Genomic DNA, 20,661 nt, shown 5'->3' with positions numbered 1-20,661 from the left:
GATGATGCCCAGTTTTCTGCCGTCTCAGAGCCGCCAATGCCATGGCTCACCATACTTGGCATTGGCGAGGATGGTCTAGCCGGTCTTGGGACAGAGGCCAAGCTGCGGCTCAAGGCGGCCGCGCTTGTCTTCGGCGGGACGCGCCACCTGGCGCTGGCGGCGCCGATGATCACGGGTGCGGCGCAGCCTTGGCTCAGCCCCTTCTCCCGCTCGATCGAGGCGGTACTGGCCGCGCGCGGGCGCCCCACTGTCGTGCTCGCCTCGGGCGACCCCTTTCTCTATGGCGTCGGCGCCACGCTCTCCCGTCACCTCGACGCGCGCGCGATGCGCACCATCCCCGCGCCTTCGGCTTTCAGCCTGGCTGCGGCACGGCTTGGCTGGCCCCTGCAGGAGACGATTTGCCTGTCGCTGCATGGCCGGCCGCTCGATCTCCTTCGGCCGCATCTTCACCCCGGCGCCAGGATCCTGGCCCTGACCTCGGACGAGAAGGGCCCGACCGCGCTTGCCGGGCTTTTGGTCGATCTCGGCTTTGGTGGCTCGACGGTCACCGTTCTCGAAGCGATGGGCGGCGATGCCGAGCGGCTCACCCGCCATCGCGCCGACGCCTTCGCGCTTAAGGATATCGCTGCGCTGAACCTTTGTGCCGTCGAGGTGGTGGCGGATGCAGGTGCGCGGGTGCTGCCCTTCACGCCAGGCCTTGCCGACAGCCTGTTCGAGCATGACGGGCAGATCACCAAGCAGGCGGTCAGGGCGTTGACCCTGTCGGCGCTGGCGCCCCGCTATGGTGAACTGCTCTGGGATGTCGGCGCAGGCTCCGGTTCCATCGCCATCGAATGGATGCTGGCCGATCCGTCCTTGAGTGCAATTGCGATCGAAGCGGATGCGGCGCGGGCCGAGCGCATCGGCCGCAATGCCATCGCCTTCGGCGTGCCGGGCCTAAAGCTGGTGCCGGGACAGGCGCCGTCGGCACTCGAAGGGCTGGAGCCGCCGCATGCGATCTTCATCGGTGGCGGCGGCAGCGAGCCGGGTGTCATGCCGACGGCACTTGCGGCGCTGAGGCCCGGTGGTCGTCTGGTCGCCAATGCCGTGACCATCGAGATGGAACGGCTGCTCCTCGACCATCATGCCCGGCTCGGCGGATCGCTGACGCGCATTGCCTTGTCCTCCGCTTCGCCCATCGGCGGCATGACCGGCTGGCGTCCGGCCATGCCGATCACTCAATGGGTCTGGACCAAGCCGGACGATCAGACGGCGGCGATCCGGGTATGAACTGTCGCGAGCCGCCGGCCGGCGCACGGCATGGGTGACCGTCGCCCTTGCTTCATTCGCGATTTTTCGTGAAGAACAATGTCCCGCAATGTGAGCGATATGGCGAAAGCCGCGCAGATGGTTCGCCGCCTCACGCCCGCGATCTTGTCGCACGAGCGCGCCTGACGAAGGAATTTCTATGACCGTTCATTTCATCGGTGCCGGGCCAGGAGCTGCGGATCTCATTACGGTGCGCGGGCGCGACCTGATCGCGGCCTGTCCGGTCTGCCTCTATGCCGGTTCCATCGTCTCGAAGGAGCTGCTCGCCTATTGCCCGCCCGGGGCGCGCATCGTCGATACCGCTCCTATGTCGCTCGATGAGATCGAGGCGGAATATGTGCGTGCCGCCGAAGCGGGCCTGGATGTGGCACGGCTGCATTCGGGTGATCTTTCGGTCTGGAGCGCGGTGGCCGAACAGATCCGCCGGCTTCAGGCACGCGGCATAGCCTATACGCTGACCCCCGGGGTGCCGGCCTTTGCCGCCGCCGCCGCGTCGCTCGGTCGCGAACTGACCCAGCCCGCCCGGGCACAGAGCCTGGTGCTGACCCGCCTGTCCGGCCGCGCCTCGCCGATGCCGGCGGGGGAGACGCTAGCCGGATTCGGTGCGACAGGCGCGACGCTTGCCATTCACCTGGCCATTCATGCGTTGGATCGGATCGTTGAGGAGCTGACGCCGCTTTATGGTGGTGATTGCCCTGTTGCCATCGTCGTCAAGGCGTCCTGGCCGGATGAGCGCGTGATCCGCGCGACGCTTGCCACGATCGAGGCCGAGGTGCAGGCCGAGCCGATCGAGCGCACGGCCATCGTCTTCGTCGGACGCGGTCTGGACGATAGCGCGGATTTCCGCGAAAGCGCGCTCTACGATGCCGGCTACCAGCGCCGTTTTCGCGGGCGCGGTGAATAGGCAGCAGGCTGCTCCTACTCCTCGACGGCTGCTTCCTCTCTCAGCCCCGCCTCCTTGTGCGGCACTTCCTTCGAGCCCTCTGCGCGGTCGCGGTAGAGCGCGGCCTGACCGAGCATCATCAGCGTCACCGGCGTGGTGATCATCATGAAGGCGATGATCGCCAGTTCGTGGAAGATCCAGCGGTTCTGCAGCACGGCGAAGGTGATCATCGAGGCCAGACAGATGAGGATGGTGGCGCCGCTGGTCATGAGCGACGGCGCATGCAGCCGGGCATAGAAGCTTTTCAGCCGCAACAGGCCGATAGCGCCCGCCAGCGCATTGCCGGCGCCCAGAAGCAGCAGGATGCAGACCGGCAGAGCGGCCCAGAGCGGCAGGTCGAGAACGGTCATTCGATCACCTCGCCGCGCATCATGAATTTGGCGAAGGCGATGGTGGAGACGAAGCCGAGCACGGCGATAACAAGCGCCGCCTCGAAATAGATCGTATTGGCGGTGCGGATGCCGAACGTCAGCAGCATCAGCATGGCGCTCACATAGAGGGCGTCGAGCGCCAGCACCCGATCCTGCGCGCGCGGTCCGAAGATGATGCGATAGAGCGTGCAGGCCATGGCCACGCCGAGCATCAGCTGTGCCAGCAACATGCACCAGATGATCAGAAGTTCGCTCATTGGAAAATCTCCGCAAGCGGCCGCTCATAGCGGGTCTTGATGATGTGCTGCCAGTCCATGCCATCGGCCGTATCGAGAATATGAAGCGTCAGCCGGCGCGATGTGCGGTCGAATTCCAGCCAGGCGGTGCCGGGCGTGGCGGTGAGGATGCAGGCGAGCACGGCAATGGCGTTTTCGTCCGTCAAAGTCAGCTCGATCTGCAGGAAGCCGGCGGTGGCGGGCTTGCCGCGCCGGCCGAGCATGACCTTGAGCACGGCGATGTTGGAGCGGACGATATCGACGGCAACAGCGCCGACCAGCCGGAACACCGGTCGCACCCTTCCGGGCACCGTCTTGTGCGGCGAGAGATTGACCATGGCCCAGGCAAGCGCGACCGACAGGATTCCGCCCAGGAGCAACGTGCCCGGCGAGGTCGACTGGCTGATCAGCACCCAGAAGGTCAGCAGGCCGAGCGACAGGAAAGGGAAGGGGAACCAATAGCGCATCCTCAGTCCCCCCTTGGCGAAGCGATGCGCGGCACCGAGAGCACCGACTCGATATAGCCTTGCGGGCGAACGAGCGCATCCGCCGTGGCTTCGAGATAGGAGATGGCCGAACCGGCGCCCAAGGTCAGCACGGCGCAGGCGCCGAGCAGCAGTAGGATCGGCGCGATCTCGATCATGTAAATGCGCGGCACCGTGCCTTCGAGCGAGATCCAGAACGTGCGAATGCCGACGCGGTTCATGGCGATCAGCGTCGAGAGGCCGGAGAGGATCAGCAGGGCGACATAGGCCCACTGCGCGCCGCTTAGGCCCTGGAAATTAATGGCCGCGCCGGGTGGCCCGCTGCCGAAGAGGCCATGCAGGATCGAGACCTTGGCGAGAAACCCGGAAAAGGGCGGCAGGCCGGCCAGCAGCATGGCCGTTACCACGAAGCAGAGACCGAGCACCGCCATGGTTCCAGGTACGGCGACGCCGACCTCGGTCTCCACCTGATCGTCATCGCTGTCGCCATAGGCTTCCATGGTCACGGCAAGAACGTCGGCGCCGGCATCGCGGGCGCGCTCGACCAACTCGATCAGCAGAAAGAGCGCGCAAGCCGCCAGCGTCGAGGTGACGAGGTAGAGCAACGCGCCGGCGATCACCGCACGGTCGGCGATGCCGATGGCTGTAAGAAGCGTGCCGGAGGAGACGATGATGCAATAGGCTGCCAGCCGGCCAAGCGCCTGGGAGGCAAGCACGCCGATCAGGCCGAAGAGAATGGTGGCGAGCCCGCCATAGAGCAGCACGGAAAGCCCGAAGCCGGCCGATGGTCCCGCGCCGGCGCCAAAGAGCAGCATCGAGAAGCGCAGCAGGATATAGGCGCCGACCTTGGTCAGAATGGCGAAGAAGGCGGCCGAAGGCGGGCTGGCGGCGGCATAGGCGCCGGGCAGCCAGAAGCCGAGCGGCCACATGGCGGCCTTGACCAGGAAGGCGATGCCGAGCAGCGCCGCGCCGGCCTCCATCAGCATGCGGTTTTCCACGTTGAGCTGGCCAATGCGCAACGCAAGGTCAGCCATGTTCAGCGTGCCGGTGGCGCCGTAGATCAGGCTGACGCCGATGAGAAAGAGGGAGGAGGCAGCCAGGTTGATGGCGATATAATGCAGCCCCTTCTTCACCCGCATCGGCCCGGAGCCATGCAACAGAAGGCCATAGGATGCGCCAAGCATGATCTCGAAGAAGACGAAGAGATTGAACATGTCGCCGGTCAGGAAGGCGCCGTTGATGCCGACCGCCATGAACTGGAACAGCGAATGGTAATGAAAGCCCTGGCGATGCCAGCGGGCCATGGAGAAGGTCTGTGCGCCCAACGCCACCAGGCTGGACAGCACCAGCATGACCGCCGACAGACGGTCGACCACCAGCACGATGCCATAGGGCGCGGACCAGTTGCCGAGCAGATAGACCAGAGGCATTCCCTCCGGCTGATCGGCCGCCGCATACATCAGCGATAGCGAGACGACGAAGACGACTGCGCTCGAGAGAACGCTGATCACGCCCTTCATGTCGCGGTTGCGGTCGTTGATCGGGATCAGCGCGGCAGCCGTGATGAGCGGAATGAGGATCGGCAGGATCGGCAGATGGTCGAGGATCGACATGGCCTCACTCCCTCCCATCGACATGGTCGTTGCCGCTGAAGCCGCGCGAGGCCAGAAGCACGACCAGGAACAGCGCCGTCATGGCGAAACCAATGACGATGGCGGTCAGCACGAGCGCCTGGGGGAGGGGGTCGGCATGGGTCAGCAGCCCGCCGGCGCCGCCTTTCTCGATGATCGGCGGTGCATCGACGCGCAGCCGCCCCATTCCGAAAATGAACAGGTTCACGGCATAGGAGAGTAGCGAGAGGCCGATGATCACCTGATAGGTGCGCGGGCGGAAGAGCAGCCAGATCCCCGAGGCAGCCAGAACGCCGATGCCGGCCGAGAGCACGAGTTCCATTAGGAGGCCTCCGTTCCGCTTGGTCGCGGCGCGCGAATATGGGCGCGCGGCGCACGCACGGACTGGTGGGCGAGCGCGATCAGGATCAGCACCGTGGCGCCGAGCACCAGCGAGAAGACGCCGAGATCGAAGAGGATGGCGCTGGCAAGCGGCACGTCGCCGACGAGAGGCAGGTGCAGATAGCGCGACGTTGAGGTGAGGAAGGGATAGCCGAGCGCCCAGGAGCCAAGCCCTGTGGCGGTGGAAACAAGCAGGCCGATGCTCATCCAGCGCAAGGGGTGGATGCGCAGCCGCTCCTCCACCCAGCGGGTGCCGCCGGCCATATATTGCAAAATGAAGCCGATCGACATGGCAATGCCGGCGGCAAAGCCGCCGCCCGGCAGATCATGTCCACGGAAGAAGAGATAGGCCGAAAGCATGCCGATGGCCGGAAACATCCAGCGCATGATGACGGTCGGCACGAAGAGATAGTCGGAGATGCTGTCGCCTTTCGACCGATCGGGATGGCGGTCGTCGAAGTCGTTCTGCACCTGCTGCTGCATCGGCTTTTCCAGGCTGTCCGATGCAGGGCGGAAACGCAGCAGCAGCGCGAAGACGGTGAGCGCGACGATGCAGAGCACCGCGATTTCGCCGAACGTATCGAAGCCGCGGAAATCCACCAGGGTGACGTTGACCACATTGGTGCCGCCGCCTTCGAAATAGGCGCGCTCCAGGAAATAGCTGGAGATGGTGCCGGGCATCTGACGGGTCATCACCGTATAGGAGATCAGGCTCAGGCCCAGACCGCAGGCGACGGCGACCAGAAGATCGCGCAGACGGCGCAGGCGTACGCCAAAGGTCATCTCCTCCGGCTTGGTGGCGCCCTCGATCCGCTTGGGCAGCCAGCGCAGGCCGAGCAGGATGAGGACGGTCGTGACGATTTCCACCAGAAGCTGGGTGACCGCCAGATCCGGCGCCGACAGCCAGACGAAGGTGATGCAGGTGATCAGCCCTGCGCCACCGAGCAGAACCAGGGCAGCCAGCCGGTGGAACTTCGCCTGCCAGGCAGCGCCTACCGCGCAGGCCATGCCGATCAGCCAGACGAAGGCGAAAGCGGGATCGATGCCGCGCAGCACGATGTCGGCCGGCTGGAAGCCGCGATGCAGGAGCGGGATGGCGGCGGCAAAGAGCGAGGCCGCAGCAAGAATGCGCAATTGCGGCTGCAGCCGCCGCGTGCCCGCCTTGGCTTCGACCAGACGCGCCCAGCGCCAGGAGAGCGCCACCAGCACCCGTTCGAAGATGCGCTGGCCTTCGAGCCGGCGGATATAAGGCGGCCCCTCGACGCTGTTGGCGAGGTAGGATTTCATCAGCGCATAGAGGATCACACCGCCGATCAGCGCCGCGATGCTCATGAAGAGCGGCAGGTTCCAGCCATGCCACATGGCCAAGCTGTAAGAGGGCGTATCGTCCTTGAGAACCGCCTCGACGGCCGTGTGCAGCAGCGGGCCGATGGTCAGGGAGGGCACGATGCCAACGATGAGGCAGGCCAGCACCAGGAATTCCACCGGCACTCGCATCCAGCGGACCGGCTCATGCGGCACCTTCGGCAGGTCGCGGGGCGGCGGGCCGAAGAAGACTGAATGGATGAAGCGGATGGAATAGGTCACCGAGAACAGGCTTGCCAGCGTCGCGACATAGGGGGTGACCGTGTCGAGCAGATTGACCTTGTGCGTCTCGATCGCCTCGGCGAAGAACATTTCCTTCGACAGGAAGCCGTTGAGCAGCGGCACGCCGGCCATGGAGGCGCTCGCGACCATGGCAAGTGTGGCGGTATGCGGCATGTAGCGGAAGAGGCCGCTCAAGCGGCGCATGTCGCGCGTGCCGGTCTCATGGTCGATGATCCCCGCGGCCATGAACAGCGAGGCTTTGAAGGTAGCATGGTTCAGCGTGTGGAAGATCGCCGCCACTGCCGCGACGGGGCTGCCAAGGCTGAGCAGCACGGTGATCAGCCCGAGATGGCTGATGGTCGAATAGGCGAGCAGCCCTTTGAGATCATGCTGGAAAATGGCGAAATAGGCGCCGAGCAGCAGCGTCGTCAGGCCTGCAAGGCCTACCAGCCAGAACCAGGCATCGGTGCCGGCCATGACAGGCCAGAACCGCGTGAGCAGGAAGATCCCCGCTTTCACCAGCGTGGCCGAATGCAGGTAGGCCGAAACCGGGGTCGGCGCCGCCATGGCATGGGGCAGCCAGAAGTGGAAGGGAAATTGCGCGCTCTTGGTCAGCGCGCCTGCCAGAATGAGGATCAGCGCCAGCAGATAGAGCGGATGGTTGCGGATGGCGTCGCCCGAGGAGAGAACCGCATCGAGATCGTAACTGCCGACGATATGACCGATCAGCATCAGCCCGACGAGCAGGCACAGGCCGCCCGTTGCCGTGACCGTCAGCGCCATGCGCGCGCCGTCGCGGGCCTGGCCGTTTTGATACCAATAGCCGATCAGCAGGAAGGAGACGATGCTGGTCATCTCCCAGAAGATCGCCATCAGGATCAGGTTTCCGGAGAGAACCAGGCCGAGCATGGCGCTCATGAAGGCCAGGAACAGCGAAAAGAAGCGCGGCACCGGATCGCTCGAGGACATGTAATAGCGGGCGTAGACGACGACCAGCAGGCCAATGGCGCTGATCAGGCCCGAAAACATCCAGGAGAACCCATCCATCCTGAGCTTCAGGTTCAGCCCATATTGCGGGATCCAGGCGACCTGCCAGGCGATCACGCCGCGATGGCTGACATGCAGATAGAGATAGACGCTGATGCCGAGGCAGAGAAAAGCGACCAGGCCCGAGAGCCAGGCTGCCTCTGTGCCCTGGCGCGATGGCAGGCAGATGGCCGCGATGCTGCCCGCAAGCGGGGCGAAGACGAGAACCGGAAGCAGGAGCGCGGCGATGTCTATGGTCGTTCCTCTCGGATGGCAGGTCCAGGCGGGAGGCTCAGCCAATGCGCAAACACGAGCATGAGACCGGACCCCGCTCCTCGTCGATGAAGAAGAGCCGGATGATGGCAGCCCGAAAGCACGCCTGCATCCGTCAACCGCGCCAGCGCAAAGGCGGGCACCGGCATCTCTGCACGCGAGACGTGCAGGCGATAGCCGCTTTGAAGCAGCGCTCGCGGGGATGCGTCGAATATGGAGAGGTTCTTGTGGAATGCCAACCCTGAACCGGGAAAAAACACGCAAGGATGGGCAGGCTTTTTGAAAAGAGTCAGCGCGGACATTCCAGCGGTTGCCCCGGCGTGCAGCTTGAGCACCATGCCCGTGCTGGCGAACTTGACGCACCGATGGCAAGGCGCGCTTATGCAAGGCGTCGGATGGACAGGCGAGCAGGCGCGGCCGAGCGTTTCGGAACGGTGCGCGATCCGCAGGAGGAGGAAATTTGATGGGAGACACAGTTGTTCTCAAAGCCGGGGCTTACCGGTTCGAGGCCCGGCTCGAAACAGAGGCGGCGCCGCAAACCTGCGCGGCGATCTTGAAGCTTCTGCCCTATCGCGAGCGGATCATTCATGTGCGCTGGAGCGGCGAAGGGCTCTGGATTCCGCTGGGCACGGCCGATTTCGGGATTGGTTATGAGAATCACACCAGCTTCCCGACGCCGGGGCAGATGCTGCTCTATCCCGGCGGCATCAGCGAAACGGAAATGCTGCTCGCCTATGGGGCCGTCCATTTCAAGTCGAAGATGGGCCAGCTTGCCGGCAACCACTTCCTGACGGTCACCTCGCCGCTCGAGGATCTCGCCAAGCTCGGCCGGATGGTCCTGTGGGAAGGCGCGCAGCCGCTCGAGATCTCAAGGGACTGATATGTGAGACGGTTACAGCATCGGGCTTAAAACGATACGCAGTCCGATGCTCTAAATTTCTGTTTTACATCGGATTTTTCCGAAAACCGGTTCCCACTTTTCGGTCCGATGCCGAGGGACGGGCACGAAAAAGGGCGCCGGTCTGGCGCCCTTTCGATGCAACGGAGTGTTTGCCTGTTCGCCTTACTTGGTGGCGACGACCGTGCTGCGCAGCGGCACCAGCGGCGTGCCGCGAGCCGGCACGTTGATGGCCGAGCCGCCGCCGATAGCGACATTGAGCGCCACATAGTTGGAGGCCAGGCTGCGGATCGCGGAAGCGAGCGAGATGCGCGATTCCGACAGGGTGCGTTCGGCGTCGAGAACATCCAGAAGCGAAGTCGCGCCGCCGCGATAGCTTTCGCGGGCGAGACCCAATGCCTGTTCGGAGGAGGCCACGACCTTGCGCAGTGCTGCGACCGTCTCGTAATTGTTCTTGAGCGCGATCAGCGCGTTTTCGACATCCTCGACAGCGTCGAGCACGGTCTGCTTCCAGCTCAGATAGGCTTCCTGCGCTGCGGAGCGCTGTGCCTCGACATTGGCGCGCAGACGGCCGCCATTGAAGATCGGGATGGTGAGATCCGGGCCGAAGGACCAGGCGCCGACACTGCCACGCAGGGCATTGGTGACTGTGCGGCTGGCGCTGAGCGAGCCCGACAGCGTGAGGCTCGGATAGAGCTGCGCTTCGGCCACGCCGATTTCCGCCGTTGCGGCGGCGAGATTGCGCTCGGCGGCGCGAATGTCCGGACGGTTGCGGATGAGATCGGCGGGAACGCCGACCTTCGTGTTATAGCGCGGGGTCGGCTGCCCGCCGCTGCGCACGAGCTCCGACGTGATCGAGGTCGCCGGCAGGGCAAGCAGGGTGGCGATGTGGTTGGCGGCGGTGTTGAAGCCGCTCTCATAGGCCGGCAGTTCCGCCAGCGTCGAGTTCACGAGGCCTTCCGCCTGGACCACGTCGAGGCTCGACGCAGCGCCCGCTTCGCGGATGTCATTGGTGAGCTTCAGCGTTTCGCGACGCGATTCCAAGCTCTTGCGAGCAAGCGCCAGTGCCTCCTGGTTATAACGCGCATCGATATACGAGGTGGCGAGATCGGAGAGATAGGCAAGCCGCGCCGTGCCGACATTGTCATAGGCCGCATCCAGCGAAGCATTGGCCGATTCGACCGAGCGGCGATACTGGCCGAACAGATCGAGGAGCCATGAGCCCGCGAGCGCGCTGGACGCGCTCTTGGTCTCGGAATGGTCACGCGCACCGCCCGACTGGCGGCGCAGATAGGAACCGTCCTGGCCGTCGATGCTGGCCGAGGAGGAGGAATTGAGCTGCGGCAGCGCACCGGCGCCGGCAATGATCACGTTGGCGCGAGCCTGATTGATACGCTCAAGCGCCTGCTGCACGCTCAGGTTTTCATTCATACCGCGCGTCATCAGGCTGTCGAGCTTCTTATCGCGGAAGGACTGCCACCAGGGGTTGAGAGTGGTGTTGTCCTGGGCGGATGCGCCTCGCGAAAACTTGGCCGGCAGCGCGGTCGGCGGCTCCTGATAGTTCGGGCCGACGACGCAGCCGGACAGCAGGAGGAGGCTCAACGGCAGGAGCGCTTTGACTGATATCATCGGGTTTCCCCTTCCGGACTGAGACTGCCGGTAACGAGTGATTCACTATTCCTCCTTATCATTTTGCCGCCGCGAAGCGAGGGGCCAAACGCCGCCTTCCCCCAAATTATGGTAAGTCCCTCAACAAGTGTTTCCTTCCGGCCACGGTCTGGTCGAAAGCGGGACAGGCACCAGTGCGGCGCAAGGCTTGATGAAATCCTCTAAGCGTCTGCGATCGCAATTATATTAGGCAGGTAATGATTCGCCCTAGGCTGCCTTCCAGGTTTTGCGCGAGGCGAAATCCACCAGCATCTCCGCGCTCATCGGTCGGGCGAAGGCATAGCCCTGCAGGGCGTGAGCTCCCAGAGCACGCAAAACATCGGCATGATTGCGCGTCTCCACGCCTTCGGCGATCACGTCGATGCCGAGCGCGCGGCCGATATCGATGATGGAGGAGACGAGTCGCAGCTGGCGATTGGACGACAGAATCGGCATGACCAGCTGCCTGTCGATCTTCAGCCGGCTCGGTTTGAGCTTCAGGAGGCTGGTGATCGAGGCATAGCCGCTGCCGAAATCGTCGATTTCCAGATCGATGCCGAGGTCTCGAATGCGCTCGATATTGCTGAGGATCCGGCTGTCGGTTTCGTCAAAGGAAATCGATTCGAGCAGTTCGAAGGACAACCGCCCCCTGGGCAGCTGCCGCGCTTCCAGACGCTCGGGAAGGGCCTGGTCGTTCAGCCGGTCATGCGACAGATTGACCGACAGCTTCGGAATCGCCAGGCCCGCTTCGTCCCAGAGGCGCAGGACCTCCAGCCCGCAATCGAGCACGCGGTCATCGATTTTTGCCACGACGCCGATCGCCTCGGCGGTTTCCAGAAAGGCGGCCGGTGCCAGCAGGCCGCGCGTCGGGTGCTGCCAGCGCGCCAAGGCTTCCACGCCGATAATATCGAGCGATACGGGCGAGAACTGCGGTTGGAAATAGGCAATGATCTCGCCGCGCTCCAACGCGCGCAGGATCTCGTCGCCTGTTTTCTTTGTCTTCAGCGCCGCCGCCCTTAGCGCCGGTGTGAAGAACTGATAGCGGTCGCGTCCGCTGCGCTTGGCCTCGTAGAGCGCGATATCGGCATTGACGAGTAGCTGCGCCGCCGTCTCCTCATCGGAGGATTGGCGGGCAATGCCGATGCTGGCGCCGATGCGGCACTCATGGCCGCGATAGGGCACGGGCGTGCGCATGGCCTCGATGATGCCAGCCGCCAGCGCCTTGCCCTCGTCGGGCAGGCTGTCATTGGCGGCGATCACCACGAATTCGTCGCCGCCGATGCGGGCAACGAAATCACCAGGGCGGATCCTGGCGCGCAGCGTGTCGGCGGCATGGCGCAGCACCTCGTCGCCGGCAGCATGGCCGAGCGTGTCGTTGATATCCTTGAAGCGGTCTAGATCGAGATGGAAGACGCTGATCGGCGTGCCGCAGGGCGTCAGCGCATTCAGGCGCTGATCGAGAAAGCGGCGGTTCGGCAGGCCGGTCAGCGGATCGTGCAGCGCGTTGAATTCCATGCGGTGGCGCGCGGCCTCGATCTCGCGGTTTCGCTCTTCGGCAAGCCGGCGTGCTTCCTCCAGGCTCTGGGTCTTGGCCACGTCGGCGCTGATGTCCCAGTTGACGCCGACCACCTTCTGCTGGCCCTTGGCATCGGTGAAGCAGGAGCCGATGCTGCGTATATTGCGCACGCGCCCATCCGGCAGAACGATGCGGAATTGCGAATGATAGGTGCGTCGGCTCTTGGAGGCCTCGACGATTTCCGCAATGGCGCCCTGCCTGTCCTCCGGGTGCAGCCGGTCGGCCCAGAAGGTCATGTCGGCGGTCTCATGCGGCTGCGCGGCGTAGATTTCGTGCATGCGCTTGTCCCAAACCAGGGTTTCGCGCGCTACGTCCAGCTCCCAGATGCCGGTTTCGGATGCGTCAAGCGCAATGCGCAGCCGGCGGGACAGCTCGCCCAGTCGCTCCTCCTTCTGTTCGAGGATGCGGATGTTTTCCTGGCGCTCGTCCATGAGCCGGCTCAGCGTGTAGACGGGAACGAGAATCAGCAGGCTGCCAAGCGCTACCGCCAGGCGAACCGCCCAGGCATTGGGCGGCTCGGCGGCCCATCCGCCTTTGGGCGTACCGTTGATGACCCAGCTGCCGCCCGGCAGCGCCACCGCAAGGCTGACCGGATTGCGTCCCAGAACCGCCGCTTCACCGAAAAACAAGGCGCCGCCAGCGCCAAGCCCATCCCGGCCGGACAGCGCAACGTCGAGATCCAGCCCGCTGCTGGTCAGGCCGGCTTCGTCATAGACTGCGTCGATATCGATCACGGCGGAGAGAATGCCCCAGAAGCGGCTGCCGCCCTTGTCGTCGTCCACGCGAATCGGAAAGCGGCTGACGAGACCGCGCCCACCCTGGATGAGATCGACCGGTCCGGCCAGCACCATGCGGTTTTCGTCGCGGGCGCGCAGGGCCGCCTCACGCTGCGTGGTGCTCTTGCGGTAATCATGGCCGAGAGCCGCCTCGTTGCCGGCACGCGGATAGACTTGCCGGATGACCAGATCCGGCGCCAGCGCCAGATTGTGCAGATGGGACGGGCTATCGAACAGGCTCTTGGACAGGGCTGCGAAGCGCGTCTCGCTGATATCAGGCTCCGCTGCCACCATGGCCGCGAGCCCGCGCACCAGCTGGACATCGCCGTTGATGCTGCGCTCCAGCTTCGAACGGATCGCCGTCAGCCTTTCGCTGACCATGGTGCGCGCCCGCATATCCGCAATCGAAGCATTCTGCTGCTCGGCAAAAAAGGTCGCGGTCACCACCACGGCCAGCGCGATGATCGACGGAATATAGTTTGGCCCGAGCAACCGGCGCAGGTGCCGAAACCATTTGGTCCTCGGAAAGCTAATTTTCACCACGCTCATGATCTCTTCGAAATGATAAAGGATCGTCGCGCCTCAGTGTTAACATTACCTAGCAGTGCCATGGCGTGGTTTTGCAATTCGGCTCTTCCAGAGAAAATAAAAGGTAAAAACCTCCTGAAGCGACCAGTTAAAATTAAAGGGTCGGACACGCTAATTTTAGCGATGACGGGTTTGCTTGCGGATGAGACGGTCTGATGGCCTGCCCGATGAGCGCGGATGTCTTGGGTCTTCTCGCAAAGTCATCCGCCGGAGCCGCTGCAAGATCGACGTCAGGGGGATCCCCCAGCGCCCGCCAGAGGCCGATCATCTAAGGCCGTCGCGGCCTTGGCGGCCTCAAGAGGAGAGGTCGCCGTCCATTTCCTCCACAGTGCCGGCCGGGATCATCGCCATCAGTGTCTCCAGCCGGTCGGCGTCGCGCGGCAGCTTATCGGCGCGCAGCCGGGCGATGCGGGGAAAGCGCATGGCGACGCCGGACTTGTGCCGGGTCGAGCGGTTGATCCCTTCGAAGGCGATTTCCAGCACGAAGCCGTGATCGGCGGTTGCCCGCACCGAGCGCACCGGCCCGAAGCGTTCGACCGTATTGTTGCGCACGAAACGATCGAGGATTTCGAGTTCGGCATCGGTAAAGCCGAAATAGGCCTTGCCGACCGGCACGAGCACCTGCTTGCCATCTACCTCGGTCCAGACACCGAAGGTGAAATCGGAATAATAGCTGGAGCGCTTGCCATGGCCGCGCTGGGCATACATCAACACGGCGTCGATATTGTAGGGCTCGCGCTTCCATTTGAACCACGGCCCCTTGGCGCGGCCGGACTGATAGGGCGAGTCCCAGCGCTTGAGCATGATGCCCTCGATCACCGGATCGGGCGGGGCGATGCGCAGCTGGTCGATCTCCTTCCAGCTCGAAAAGGAGACCAGCGGCGACAGGTCGAAATGCGTGGGCGAGGCTGCCTCGATCAGGCCCGACAGCGCGGCGCGGCGCTCGGAGAAGGGCAGAGGGCGCATGTCGCCCTCGCGCGAGAACAGGAGATCGTAGCCGCGCACGAAGGCGGGATAATCCTCGATGGTTTTACGCGTCACCGTCTTGCGGTTCAGCCGCTGCTGCAGGTCGGAGAAGGTGCGGGTGGCGCGGTTGGTGCGCGCGGTGCCGCCGACCAGAAGTTCGCCATCGATGATGCCTTCGAAATCGACCGCTTCGAGAATGTCGGGAAAGGCGGCGGAAATATCGTCGCCACTGCGCGAATAGAGACGGCGCGTGCCATCGAGATTGGCGAGCTGCACACGAATGCCGTCCCATTTCCATTCGGCGGCATAGTCCTGCGGATCGAGATTGGTCAAATCGCCGTCAGCCACAGGCGTTGCCAGCATCACCGCATGGAAGACGGCCGGCATGGACAGCGCCGGGCGCTCCGAATGGCCTTCGAGCCAGGAGAAAAGCGAGAGATAGGGCGGTTCCAGCCCATGCCACAGCGTTTCGATCTCGCTGGCATCGACGCCGCCCATATCCGCCAGCGCCTGCTTCACCAGCCGGGCAGAGACGCCGATGCGCATGGAGCCGGTGACGAGTTTCAAGAAGGCATAGCGCGCGGAGCCGTCGAGCCGGTCGAGAAGATCGCGCACCAGGCCGCGCACATCGCCGCGCCCGGCGCTCTGCAGCCGATGGATGACCGCGCCGAGCGACAGGTCTGCCACCTCGGCCTCATCGGGTTCGACCGTCTCCCAGACCAACGAGATGGTCTCGGCCAAATCGCCGACATAATCATAGGAATATTGGAAGAGAATGGGGTCCATGCGCTCCAGCATCAGCTGGCGCAGGAGCGCGGGCTTGACGGTGGCGATGTCGAGTGTTCCGGCGATTGCCGCCAGCGCATAGCCACGGTCCGGGTCTGGCGCCGTGCGGAAATAATCGGCCATCAGCCGGATCTTGGCATTGCGCTGCGGGGTCAGCACCAGCCGGTCGAGAAGCTCGGCAAAGGCCTGCATGGCTCATTCCCCCTCGTCGTCATAGCCGACGAGATGCAGTGGCCGGGCGGCAATGCCTTCAAGCTCGCACCAGCGCACCAGCGCCTCCTCCCGCCCATGGGTGACCCAGACCTCGCCGGGGCGCAGTTCGGCGATGGTCGCGGTCAGTTCCGCCCAGTCGCAATGGTCCGAGATCACCATGGGCAGCTCGACGCCCCGCTGGCGGGCGCGCTGGCGCACCAGCATCCAGCCCGAGGCGAAGACGGCCATGGGTTCTGGAAAGCGCCGCGCCCATTTGTCGGCAAAGGCCGAGGGCGGGCCAATCACCACGCGGCCGGCGAAGGCGCTCTTGTCACGGCCGGTGATGGTGGCCGGTTCCAGGGGGCCGAGATCGATGCCTTCGCGCTGATAATAGTCGCAGAGCCGGGCAAGTGCCCCATGGATGAAGATCGGCGCGTCATAGCCGGCTTCCCGCAGCAGCATGATTACCCTTTGCGCCTTGCCCAGCGCATAGGCCCCGACCAGATGGGCGCGCTCGGGAAACTGTTTCAATGAGGTAAGGAGCTTGCCCACCTCCTCGGCGTCGTCGGGATGGTGAAAGACCGGCAGGCCAAAGGTTGCCTCTGTGATGAAGACGTCGCAGGGCACCGGCTCGAAGGACAGGCAGGTGGGATCGCGCCGCCGTTTGTAATCGCCTGATACGACGATGCGCATCCCCTCCGCCTCCACCGCGATCTGGGCAGAGCCGAGCACATGGCCGGCGGGATGGAAATGCACGGTCACGTCGCCGATGCGCATTTCCTTGCCGAGTGGCGCCTCTTGCGGCGTCTGGCAGAAGGCCTCGCCATAGCGCACGGCCATGATTTCAAGGGTCTGGCGCGTGGCGAGCACCGCCTGATGCCCGGCGCGGGCGTGGTCCGCATGCCCATGGGTGATCAGGGCTCGCTCTACGGGCTGCACCGGGTCGATATAGAACCCGCCTTTTTCACAGTAGAGGCCTTTGGGCGTCGGATAGAGCAGGCTGTCGGCTTTCATGCCGTTAGAAGATAGCCGCGCACCGGCAGGGGAAAAGCCGGCGCGCGGATTTTTATTTGATGCGTCTCAGACGCCTGTGCGGGCGAGCGTGTCGGCCACCAGCTTGAGCACGGCCGGCGCATCGATCTCCATGCAGGCAGCCTGCGAAGGAAGTCCATCCCAGACGCTGGGTCCGCAGCCGAGATCATCAGGCTTCTGGATCGTCTGGCCATCGGCAATGCCGCCGCAGACAACGCGCATGGCGCCCTTTCGGATGGTGAACAGCTCCGGCGCGACGAGATAGACGCAGGCGCAGCTGTCATGCACCAGCATGCCATCCGGCACGCGGGTCTCGTAGAAGTCGATATAGAATTGCGAAATGTCCGACAGCAGCTGGGTGCGCGCGCCGCCCCTCTCCACGATGGCGGCAAGATCGGCGCGGGTCATCACGGTCTTGGTGGTGACATCGAGGCCGACGACGGTGACAGGCCAGGCGGCAGTGAAGACGGCATCGGCCGCTTCCGGGTCGCCATGGATATTGGCTTCGGCCGCCGGATTGACATTGCCGTTGGTGTCGAAGGCGCCACCCATGATGATCACGGCCTTCACCAGGCCGATGATCCCGGGATCCTCCTTGAGCGCGCGTGCAAGATTGGTCATCCGGCCGACGGCGATCAGCGTCACCTCGCCAGGGTGAGCGTGCACTGTCTCGATGATGAAGCGATGGGCGGGCCGGGGATCGATCGGCAGGTCGATGGTTTCCGGCACGCCGATATTGCCGAGCCCGTCCTCGCCATGCACGAAGGTCGGCCAGGCGGCATGGGCGCGGGCGGGGTCGAAGGTTTCGGGTATGCCTTTGGCAACGGGCGCGTCGATCTGCCATTCGCGCTTGAGGAACAGCGCATTGCGCGTCGTCGTCTCCACCGAGGCATTGCCGAACACCGTGGTGATGCCGATGAGATCAATCTCGGGATGCTGGTGAAGGAAGAGGAGTGCCATGGCGTCGTCGACGCCGGGATCCGTATCGAAGATGACCTTATGCATGGGGCAGTCCTTATGCCGGGGGAGGATGACTTATGCCAGAGGATTACTGGAAACGGCTGATCGAGAAAGGGGCGAGCGCCGGATCGGCACTGCCTTCCAGGAGGTCGGCGATGTGGCGGCCGGTCACAGCCGACAGCGTCAGGCCGAGATGGCCATGGCCGAAGGCGAAGGCGATGCGCGGATCCTGCGGGGAGAGGCCGATCACGGGCACGCTGTCGGGCGTCGATGGGCGACGGCCCATCCACTCCACGCCCCCTGTCTCCGGCAGGGCGGGAACATAGCGGCGCATCTTGGTGCGCATGGCTGAGGCACGGGCGAAATTGGCCGGTGCCTCCGGCTGCGCCAGTTCCACCGCGCCGCCGACGCGCAAGGCATTGTCGAGCGGTGTGGCGACGAAGCCATGTTCGGAGAAGAAGACCGGCATGGGCAGGCTCAAAGGCGGGTCGGTCCAGGTCGTGTTATAGCCGCGCTCGGTTTCCAGAAGGACTCTCAGCCCGAGGCGGCGCACCAGATCGCGCGACCAGACACCCGAGGCGACCACCACCTTGTCGAATGCGTGATCTCCGCTCGCGGTGCGCAGTGACACGCCATTGGCGGCTGGAAGAACCGCCGTCACCGCCTGATCTTCGATCCGGCCACGGTCGCGGATCACCTGCCGCAGACGGGCTAGGAAGGTCTCGGGATGGTTGAGCGTGTGATAGCCGGCGGAAAACACGGCGCCGGCGAGCGCGCCTTCGAGCGCCGGCACACGGGCGCGGGTCTCGGCCGCATTCAGCCGCTCGACCTCGAAGCCCAGAAGCCGGGCATTGCGCTGCTCGTGCTGAAAGGCTTTGTCCAGCGAGGACTGGCTGTCATAGACATGCAGCGCGCCGGTATGGCGGATATGGCCCTCCAGTCCGACCAGTGCGCCGAGATGGGCATGGGCGGCCAGCGCCTGGCGCATCAGGAAGCCCAGCGCTTGGCGGGATGCATCGACACGCTGCGGCCGGGCGGCGGCCAGGAGAGCGGCCAGCCAGGGGGACAGGGCCGGCAGATCCTGCCAGCGCAGCGTCAGCGGCCCGAGCGGATCGACCAGCCATTTCGGCGCGGCAAACAGCATGTCGGGCCGCGCGATCGGGTCGATTTCTGGAATGGCGAGAATGCTGGCATTGCCGACCGAGGCCGGCAGTCCGCCGCCGTCCTTTTCGAAGACCGTCACCGCATGGCCGCGCTCGATGAGTTGAACCGCAATCGCCGCGCCGATGACGCCCGCGCCCGCAATGCCGATCCGCGCCATGGCCATGATCCTCTCTCGTCTGCTTTGCCTGATCGAGGTCATGCCCGGTCACTGCGGAGCGATCAAGGGGCGCCAAGCGGAAAAGACGAGCCGGCGCTGGCGAGCGGCCGATCTTTAGAGTTCCGAAACGGGCTCCGCTTAAAGTTGCGTCACCATTTTTGTTTTGTGTCATGGTCACGGAAGCGCGAGGCGACCGGCGTGAAGGGTATCAAGTTCAAGATTCGCCTGTCGAGGAAGGTGTTCATCTTCTCGCTCGTCGGTGTCGTCGTGCTTTCCGGCGCCGGCGCCGGTGCGGCCTTTTATTTCGGGCCGCATGACGACGGTGTGGACGAGGATGCGAAGACGGCAGCGATTTCCGGCCTCGACTGCTCGCTCGTCGATGTGATCAAGATCCGCCGCAACGGCCAGCGCTATATTCGCAAGTATGTATCCGTTGGCGGCGGCGACGGGCTGGAGCGCGCACGCACGGCGCTGCGCGTCGCAGGCCTTCTGGCCAAGCAGGAAAAGGCCGATCTCTACCAGGTGGTGGTGCTTGCCCAGGCCGGGCCGCAGGTGCGCGCGGACTGGCGCGGCACGGCGATCGGCGCCGAGGCGCTCTTCGCGCCGGATCCGAGCCGGGTTGCCGACATGCCGCAACCTTTCGTCGCCAGCTACAAGGAAGGTGAGGCCAACGAGGCCGGCCGCTTCACCGGCGAACAGAAGGCCATGTCGTTCGATGATATTCGCGGCGTGATGACAGCCATCGCCGACCCGAAGGATTGCTTCGACGCGAAGGCCGCCGCTGCTGCGGCCGCCGCCGCTGAAGCCGCCGCAGCCGCGGCCGCCCATGGCGGCGGGCATGGGGCGGCACCGGCAGAAGGCGGGCACGGCGAAAGCGCCGGTCATGGTGAAAGTGCGGGGCATGGCGAAAGCGCAGGCGGCGAGCACGGTGCGCCGGCCGAAGGCGGACACGAGGCGGCCCCTGCGGAAGGCGGTCATGGCGAAGCGGCGGCGGAAGCCGGCCATGGCGAGGCCGCAAAGGATGGCGAGAAGAAGGAGGGCGCGGACGGTCACGGCGGCTCTCCCGTGGCGAGCGCGGAAAGCGGCGGCTGGTTCTCCTCGATCACCGGCATGATTTTCGGCGCCAAGAGTGCGGAGCCTGCCAAGGCCGAAGGCGGTCATGACGCCCCTGTCGCTGCAGAAGGCACGCACGAAGCATCAGGCGAAGGCACAGCCCCAGGCCATGATGCGGCAAAGCCAGAGGAGCATGGCGCCGAGCCGGCCGCAAGCGGACATGCTGCTGACACCCATGAGGAAGCCAAGGCCGAGGCCGCGCCTGCAGATCATGGCAATGGCGAATCCGCAGCACCGAGCCCGCATGCGGCAGAGGCGCCGCCGCCCGCAGACCACACGCCCGAAGCGCATGATGAGAGCGCCACGCCTGCCGCGCAAGCCGCAGAACCCTCGCATGAGATTACCGGCGATGCCGGTTCGGACGCAAAGCCAGCCGCAGCGGCTGCCCACCTGATATCGCCCGGCGCTGATGCCGCCAATGTGCCTGACGCGACGGCAACGGGGCATTGAGCTCTGTAGCGCGATCGTCTGTCGGGCCGGCAAGGCAATCGCGTTGTCGGCTGCTTCAACGTGTTTTTATGTGAAG

At 64.6% G+C, this 20,661-nt stretch carries 16 protein-coding genes; 4 read left to right on the top strand and 12 right to left on the bottom strand.

The window, feature by feature from the left end; genetic code table 11:
* Positions 1–36: 36 nt before the first annotated feature.
* Together cbiE and cobM are read left to right on the top strand one after the other, a co-directional pair.
* A complete protein-coding gene (cbiE, locus tag BMX61_RS09775; RefSeq protein ID WP_234794641.1) occupies positions 37–1,269 on the top strand; it encodes a precorrin-6y C5,15-methyltransferase (decarboxylating) subunit CbiE in 1,233 nt (410 codons plus the stop codon).
* 178 nt (positions 1,270–1,447) lie between these two features.
* Positions 1,448–2,212, top strand: a complete 765-nt coding sequence (gene cobM / locus BMX61_RS09770; RefSeq protein ID WP_075626849.1) for a precorrin-4 C(11)-methyltransferase — start codon at positions 1,448–1,450, stop codon at positions 2,210–2,212.
* Positions 2,213–2,226: 14 nt separating this feature from the next.
* Here the strand turns inward: cobM and mnhG are convergent, their stop codons facing one another.
* Genes mnhG through BMX61_RS09740 form a run of 6 tightly spaced genes read right to left on the bottom strand, consistent with a single transcriptional unit; the run spans position 2,227 to position 8,262 of the window.
* Positions 2,227–2,601, bottom strand: coding sequence for a monovalent cation/H(+) antiporter subunit G (mnhG, locus tag BMX61_RS09765; protein ID WP_075626850.1), 375 nt, complete (start codon positions 2,599–2,601; stop codon positions 2,227–2,229).
* On the bottom strand, positions 2,598–2,879 hold the full coding sequence (locus BMX61_RS09760) for a K+/H+ antiporter subunit F (RefSeq protein ID WP_075626851.1): 282 nt from the start codon (positions 2,877–2,879) through the stop codon (positions 2,598–2,600). The genes mnhG and BMX61_RS09760 overlap by 4 nt, the downstream gene beginning before the upstream one ends.
* Complete coding sequence (locus BMX61_RS09755) at positions 2,876–3,364, bottom strand: Na+/H+ antiporter subunit E (RefSeq protein WP_075626852.1); 489 nt, start codon at positions 3,362–3,364, stop codon at positions 2,876–2,878. The genes BMX61_RS09760 and BMX61_RS09755 overlap by 4 nt, the downstream gene beginning before the upstream one ends.
* A gap of 2 nt (positions 3,365–3,366) precedes the next feature.
* Positions 3,367–4,995 carry a monovalent cation/H+ antiporter subunit D gene (locus BMX61_RS09750; protein ID WP_075626853.1) on the bottom strand — a complete coding sequence of 543 codons (1,629 nt, stop codon included), beginning with the start codon at positions 4,993–4,995 and terminating at the stop codon, positions 3,367–3,369.
* A 4-nt stretch (positions 4,996–4,999) separates the two neighbouring features.
* On the bottom strand, positions 5,000–5,335 hold the full coding sequence (locus tag BMX61_RS09745) for a Na+/H+ antiporter subunit C (RefSeq protein ID WP_075626854.1): 336 nt from the start codon (positions 5,333–5,335) through the stop codon (positions 5,000–5,002).
* On the bottom strand, positions 5,335–8,262 hold the full coding sequence (locus BMX61_RS09740) for a monovalent cation/H+ antiporter subunit A (protein ID WP_407703759.1): 2,928 nt from the start codon (positions 8,260–8,262) through the stop codon (positions 5,335–5,337). The genes BMX61_RS09745 and BMX61_RS09740 overlap by 1 nt, the downstream gene beginning before the upstream one ends.
* A gap of 481 nt (positions 8,263–8,743) precedes the next feature.
* Here BMX61_RS09740 and BMX61_RS09735 point away from each other — a divergent pair, with 481 nt between their 5' ends.
* Positions 8,744–9,160 carry a DUF3830 family protein gene (locus BMX61_RS09735; RefSeq protein WP_075626856.1) on the top strand — a complete coding sequence of 139 codons (417 nt, stop codon included), beginning with the start codon at positions 8,744–8,746 and terminating at the stop codon, positions 9,158–9,160.
* Between the two features lie 183 nt (positions 9,161–9,343).
* Here the strand turns inward: BMX61_RS09735 and BMX61_RS09730 are convergent, their stop codons facing one another.
* The 6 genes from BMX61_RS09730 to BMX61_RS09705 all read right to left on the bottom strand — a co-directional run bounded on the left by BMX61_RS09730 (position 9,344) and on the right by BMX61_RS09705 (position 19,022).
* On the bottom strand, positions 9,344–10,807 hold the full coding sequence (locus BMX61_RS09730; RefSeq protein ID WP_075626857.1) for an efflux transporter outer membrane subunit: 1,464 nt from the start codon (positions 10,805–10,807) through the stop codon (positions 9,344–9,346).
* A gap of 246 nt (positions 10,808–11,053) precedes the next feature.
* The gene (locus tag BMX61_RS09725) at positions 11,054–13,726 is read right to left on the bottom strand and encodes a bifunctional diguanylate cyclase/phosphodiesterase (RefSeq protein WP_075626858.1); all 2,673 of its coding nucleotides are present in this window, start codon (positions 13,724–13,726) and stop codon (positions 11,054–11,056) included.
* A 333-nt stretch (positions 13,727–14,059) separates the two neighbouring features.
* Positions 14,060–15,709 carry a cisplatin damage response ATP-dependent DNA ligase gene (locus tag BMX61_RS09720; protein WP_075626859.1) on the bottom strand — a complete coding sequence of 550 codons (1,650 nt, stop codon included), beginning with the start codon at positions 15,707–15,709 and terminating at the stop codon, positions 14,060–14,062.
* A gap of 3 nt (positions 15,710–15,712) precedes the next feature.
* Positions 15,713–16,723 (bottom strand): ligase-associated DNA damage response exonuclease, encoded by a 1,011-nt coding sequence (locus BMX61_RS09715; RefSeq protein WP_075626860.1) that lies wholly within the window; start codon positions 16,721–16,723, stop codon positions 15,713–15,715.
* Positions 16,724–16,789: 66 nt separating this feature from the next.
* Positions 16,790–17,746: a nucleoside hydrolase gene (locus BMX61_RS09710; RefSeq protein ID WP_075626861.1), complete on the bottom strand. Its 957-nt coding sequence runs from the start codon at positions 17,744–17,746 to the stop codon at positions 16,790–16,792.
* Positions 17,747–17,789: 43 nt separating this feature from the next.
* Positions 17,790–19,022, bottom strand: a complete 1,233-nt coding sequence (locus tag BMX61_RS09705; protein WP_075626862.1) for an NAD(P)/FAD-dependent oxidoreductase — start codon at positions 19,020–19,022, stop codon at positions 17,790–17,792.
* Between the two features lie 198 nt (positions 19,023–19,220).
* On the opposite strand from BMX61_RS09705, the gene BMX61_RS09700 reads away from it, so the two are divergent.
* Positions 19,221–20,585 (top strand): hypothetical protein, encoded by a 1,365-nt coding sequence (locus tag BMX61_RS09700; RefSeq protein ID WP_075626863.1) that lies wholly within the window; start codon positions 19,221–19,223, stop codon positions 20,583–20,585.
* Positions 20,586–20,661: the final 76 nt, after the last annotated feature.

The organism is Xaviernesmea oryzae (assembly GCF_900109605.1).
GTDB lineage: Bacteria > Pseudomonadota > Alphaproteobacteria > Rhizobiales > Rhizobiaceae > Xaviernesmea > Xaviernesmea oryzae.
Note: the sequence above shows the minus strand (reverse complement) of the source record. Positions and strands in the feature narration are given on the sequence as shown.

What these genes read in the sequence shown, in the direction of transcription:
- cbiE (WP_234794641.1), top strand. Translation starts at nt 37, where the DNA reads ATGCCATGGCTCACCATACTTGGCATTGGCGAGGATGGTCTAGCCGGT.
- cobM (WP_075626849.1), top strand. Translation starts at nt 1,448, where the DNA reads ATGACCGTTCATTTCATCGGTGCCGGGCCAGGAGCTGCGGATCTCATT.
- mnhG (WP_075626850.1), bottom strand. Translation starts at nt 2,601, where the DNA reads ATGACCGTTCTCGACCTGCCGCTCTGGGCCGCTCTGCCGGTCTGCATC.
- BMX61_RS09760 (WP_075626851.1), bottom strand. Translation starts at nt 2,879, where the DNA reads ATGAGCGAACTTCTGATCATCTGGTGCATGTTGCTGGCACAGCTGATG.
- BMX61_RS09755 (WP_075626852.1), bottom strand. Translation starts at nt 3,364, where the DNA reads ATGCGCTATTGGTTCCCCTTCCCTTTCCTGTCGCTCGGCCTGCTGACC.
- BMX61_RS09750 (WP_075626853.1), bottom strand. Translation starts at nt 4,995, where the DNA reads ATGTCGATCCTCGACCATCTGCCGATCCTGCCGATCCTCATTCCGCTC.
- BMX61_RS09745 (WP_075626854.1), bottom strand. Translation starts at nt 5,335, where the DNA reads ATGGAACTCGTGCTCTCGGCCGGCATCGGCGTTCTGGCTGCCTCGGGG.
- BMX61_RS09735 (WP_075626856.1), top strand. Translation starts at nt 8,744, where the DNA reads ATGGGAGACACAGTTGTTCTCAAAGCCGGGGCTTACCGGTTCGAGGCC.
- BMX61_RS09730 (WP_075626857.1), bottom strand. Translation starts at nt 10,807, where the DNA reads ATGATATCAGTCAAAGCGCTCCTGCCGTTGAGCCTCCTCCTGCTGTCC.
- BMX61_RS09725 (WP_075626858.1), bottom strand. Translation starts at nt 13,726, where the DNA reads ATGAGCGTGGTGAAAATTAGCTTTCCGAGGACCAAATGGTTTCGGCAC.
- BMX61_RS09720 (WP_075626859.1), bottom strand. Translation starts at nt 15,709, where the DNA reads ATGCAGGCCTTTGCCGAGCTTCTCGACCGGCTGGTGCTGACCCCGCAG.
- BMX61_RS09715 (WP_075626860.1), bottom strand. Translation starts at nt 16,723, where the DNA reads ATGAAAGCCGACAGCCTGCTCTATCCGACGCCCAAAGGCCTCTACTGT.
- BMX61_RS09710 (WP_075626861.1), bottom strand. Translation starts at nt 17,746, where the DNA reads ATGCATAAGGTCATCTTCGATACGGATCCCGGCGTCGACGACGCCATG.
- BMX61_RS09705 (WP_075626862.1), bottom strand. Translation starts at nt 19,022, where the DNA reads ATGGCGCGGATCGGCATTGCGGGCGCGGGCGTCATCGGCGCGGCGATT.